General features: G+C 37.2%; 2 protein-coding genes and 1 pseudogene. 2 read left to right on the plus strand and 1 reads right to left on the minus strand.

Annotated features, from left to right (window positions below; all coding sequences use genetic code 11):
• Positions 1–63: 63 nt before the first annotated feature.
• Positions 64–784: pseudogene (locus tag HT709_RS11400) on the minus strand (FAD:protein FMN transferase); the annotation flags it as partial.
• A gap of 295 nt (positions 785–1,079) precedes the next feature.
• On the opposite strand from HT709_RS11400, the gene HT709_RS11405 reads away from it, so the two are divergent.
• Positions 1,080–2,459, plus strand: coding sequence for an FAD-dependent oxidoreductase (locus tag HT709_RS11405; protein WP_000036802.1), 1,380 nt, complete (start codon positions 1,080–1,082; stop codon positions 2,457–2,459).
• A 676-nt stretch (positions 2,460–3,135) separates the two neighbouring features.
• Positions 3,136–3,489 (plus strand): aminotransferase class V-fold PLP-dependent enzyme, encoded by a 354-nt coding sequence (locus HT709_RS11410; RefSeq protein WP_000945719.1) that lies wholly within the window; start codon positions 3,136–3,138, stop codon positions 3,487–3,489.
• Positions 3,490–3,501: the final 12 nt, after the last annotated feature.

Raw genomic sequence — 3,501 nt, forward strand, 5'->3', positions numbered from 1 at the left:
TTACGAATGAATTTGATTGTTGGTATTATCAATCATGAACTAGGATTCTAGTTTTGCAGGAAGTCTATTGTCAAAAATGTGATGGTAATCTTGTCCATCGACTGTCAGGTGACGTTCATAAATGCCTGAAGTCACGACAGATTGATTGACAACGGGAATGGTCATTAAGTGATTTCCCCTCGGATTGGCTGAATCTTGAATCTCGATTTGCCAAGGGTTATCCCCTCTTGCCTGATTTTTTCCAATGGTCAGGATACTCCCTCCCAGATTGATCAAGGCAGAAGTCATACCCTCTTTTCTAAGAAATTGGGCACCCTTTATCTGCACTATAACCCTTGACTAAACAACCTAAATCGATTTTCATTCCTTTCTGCTTTAAGAATACAATGGAAGTAGAAGAATCTAACTCGATATCATGAGGATTGATTAGAGACAGCACCGCTTCAATTTCTTGAGGTTGTGCAGCTTTGGCATCTGAAAAACCAATGCGCCAGGTTTGAATTAGGGGATCAATACTGATGTTGAGCTGGCTATAGAGTGCTAGGCTATGCTCTAAACCAAGTGAAATCAGTTCAAACAGGTCTGGATGAACAGTGACGGGGGCTATTCCTGCTTGATAATTGATTTCCATCAACTCAGATTCTTGACTATTGGCATTGAAATGGTATTCAAGCTTTTTGAGCAAATCAAAGGATTTTTAGAGTAAGATATCTGCTCACTCATTAACTAATGAAATAGTGATAGTGGTTCCCGTTAGGAGTTCAGAATGTGAACGAAGAGGCAAGCTAGCAACTTTTTTCTTTTGTAGAAAATAAGTTGCAATATCAAATAATTATATAAATGGAAGACCTTGTATTTTATTTTCATGTTATTATAATACCATAAAGCTAGAATTTTCATAAATTAAATTTGGAAAAAGTCAAGAAATATGCTTAAAAAAATTCATTAGGCTTGAAATTAGGATAAATGGAGAATTGTTTTTGATAAAAAATGATAAAGTAATAGCAAACCTCTGGTAAACGCTGACAATAAATGGTATACTAGTAAGGTAAATTTAGAATGAAAGTAGGAAATTTTTTATGAGTAAAATTGTTGTAGTCGGTGCTAACCATGCTGGTACAGCATGTATTAATACTATGTTGGATAATTTTGGAAATGAGAACGAAATTGTTGTATTTGACCAAAACTCTAGCATCTCTTTCCTAGGGTGTGGAATGGCTCTTTGGATTGGTAATCAAATTGACGGTGCTGAAGGCTTGTTCTATTCTGATAAAGAAAAATTGGAAGCTAAAGGTGCTAAGGTTTACATGAACTCACCTGTTCTTTCAATCGACTATGATAACAAAGTAGTCACAGCCGAAGTTGAAGGAAAAGAGCACAAAGAATCATACGAGAAATTGATTTTCGCTACAGGTTCTACACCAATCTTGCCACCAATAGAAGGTGTTGAAATTCTTAAAGGAAACCGCGAATTTAAAGCAACTCTTGAAAACGTACAATTCGTGAAATTGTACCAAAACGCTGAAGAAGTGATCAATAAACTTGCTGACAAGAGCCAACACCTTGACCGTATCGCCGTTGTTGGTGGTGGTTACATTGGTGTTGAACTTGCTGAAGCCTTTGAGCGTCTTGGAAAAGAAGTTGTCCTTGTCGATATCGTTGATACTGTCTTGAACGGTTACTATGACAAAGACTTTACACAAATGATGGCGAAGAACTTGGAAGACCACAACATCCGCTTGGCTCTTGGTCAAACTGTTAAAGCAATCGAAGGTGACGGTAAAGTTGAACGCTTGATTACCGATAAAGAAACTTTTGATGTGGATATGGTTGTTCTTGCGGTTGGTTTCCGTCCTAACACAGCTCTTGCTGACGGTAAGATTGAACTCTTCCGAAATGGTGCTTTCCTTGTAGATAAGAAACAAGAAACTTCAATTCCAGGTGTATTTGCAGTTGGTGACTGTGCGACTGTCTATGATAATGCTCGTAAAGACACAAGCTACATCGCCCTTGCTTCAAACGCAGTTCGTACTGGTATCGTTGGTGCCTACAATGCTTGTGGACATGAATTGGAAGGAATCGGTGTTCAAGGTTCAAACGGTATCTCAATCTATGGTCTTCACATGGTTTCAACTGGTTTGACTCTTGAAAAAGCAAAAGCTGCAGGTTACAATGCGACTGAGACAGGATTTAACGATCTTCAAAAACCAGAATTCATGAAACACGATAACCATGAAGTAGCGATTAAGATTGTCTTTGACAAAGATAGCCGTGAAATTCTTGGTGCCCAAATGGTTTCACACGATATTTCAATCAGCATGGGAATTCACATGTTCTCACTTGCTGTCCAAGAGCATGTAACAATTGATAAATTGGCATTGACAGACCTCTTCTTCTTGCCACACTTCAACAAACCATACAACTACATCACAATGGCTGCCCTTACAGCTGAAAAATAAAAATGATGAACTATCTGGTCTTAAGTTAAGGTCGGATAGTTTTTTAGGTACGACGGGTCATGGCCTACATCTGAGGAACAAGTCCTCTGTGGGCACTAGCTACCGATGAACCTAATAGCGACCCTCAATCCTGACTATCGTGAGGTAGCGGACGAAGACGGTCTGGAGATAGACCCTGACGTTAGAATAAAAACCGTTAGAGGAAAGAATAGCGAAATCCTGGTTCTAGGAACAGAGAGGTGCTAGGAAAGCCTATCTAGCAGATGAGATAGCCAAGACCTCTAAAGTCCAAATAGGTAGTCGTAACTTATATCTGTAAGTCATGAAAGTAATTGAATTCGGACTAAGGTTTGTGTGAAAAAGATAAATCTTCCTAGAGTCCAAAGATTCTGCGTCCGATTTCCTATTTTCACTGTAACCTTTTAACGTCCTCTGTTATAAAGGAAGAAAGATCTAGGACTGATCCCGTGAGGTTTCATGAGCGCCTAAAGCATAGTAACAAGGAATCATGAGAAGTCAGCAGAAGCCATAGTAGTGATGAAGTTTCTGTAGTAGTATTAAATGGTCCAGTTGTATTTCCCAAAAGATGTGCCAATACAATGTATTACATAAATCGAATTTTAAATCTTAGGAAGTAGAAATTTTTAATGGTAGTAGATTTTCAAAGTGGTGAAATATGTTGAGGAATTTATTTTCTTTTCAAACATCAGATATTATTTATTTTGATAATGCAGCTACAGTTCCCAAGCCAAAAGCTGTTGTTAATAAATTAACAGAAGTTTATTCAGGAATTCCAATAAACATTAAGAGACATAATTCAAAAAATGATTTAATTTTTTCTAATGAATATGAGGCTGTTAAGAAAAAAATTAAAAATTTTCTAAGTGCCAGTAACTACAATGTGCTTTTCACTAAAAGTGCTACGGAGGCTTATAACTTACTTAGTAGGTCTATAAAATATAATAAAGGTAAATTAGGTGTGTCTGTATTAGAACACCATTCTAATTATTTACCTTGGAAAATGTTATAGTTGCTTAGTTTC

It is taken from the genome of Streptococcus sp. 1343, from assembly GCF_013277355.1.
In the GTDB taxonomy this organism is placed as follows: domain Bacteria; phylum Bacillota; class Bacilli; order Lactobacillales; family Streptococcaceae; genus Streptococcus; species Streptococcus pseudopneumoniae.

Bases quoted from the DNA above. Each gene is read 5' to 3' on its own strand.
- HT709_RS11405 (WP_000036802.1), top strand. From the start codon at position 1,080: ATGAGTAAAATTGTTGTAGTCGGTGCTAACCATGCTGGTACAGCATGT.
- HT709_RS11410 (WP_000945719.1), top strand. From the start codon at position 3,136: ATGTTGAGGAATTTATTTTCTTTTCAAACATCAGATATTATTTATTTT.